Origin of the sequence: Xanthomonas cannabis pv. cannabis, assembly GCF_000802365.1 — a bacterium.
Classification (GTDB): Bacteria; Pseudomonadota; Gammaproteobacteria; order Xanthomonadales; family Xanthomonadaceae; genus Xanthomonas; species Xanthomonas cannabis.
In genome coordinates this window covers 1-241 of the sequence record NZ_JSZE01000256.1, presented here as the reverse complement: position 1 = coordinate 241, position 241 = coordinate 1, and the positions used below count along the sequence as shown (strand labels likewise).

Annotated in this window: 1 protein-coding gene; it reads right to left on the bottom strand. The window is 67.2% G+C overall.

All coding sequences use genetic code 11. The annotated features are described in order from the left end of the window. On the bottom strand, positions 1–241 hold a 241-nt coding region (locus OZ10_RS20305; protein WP_039566962.1), incomplete at both ends, for an autotransporter-associated beta strand repeat-containing protein.

Below are 241 nucleotides of genomic sequence, written 5' to 3'. Positions count from 1 at the left end.
GTGCCACTGAGCGCGCCGGTCAACGCCAGATCGGCTGCATTGGCAATGCTCAGGTCCGCGCCCAGGTTGATGCTGTTGCCCAGCGCCAGGGCGATCGCGTTGCTCAAGCTGGCATTGCCCAGCACCGACAGGCTGCCGCTGCCCAACGCCGTGTTGCTGCCAACCGCCAGCGTGCCGGCGTTCAACACCGTGCCACCGGCGTAGCTGTTGGCGCCATCGAGCGTGAGCGTGCTCGTGCCAT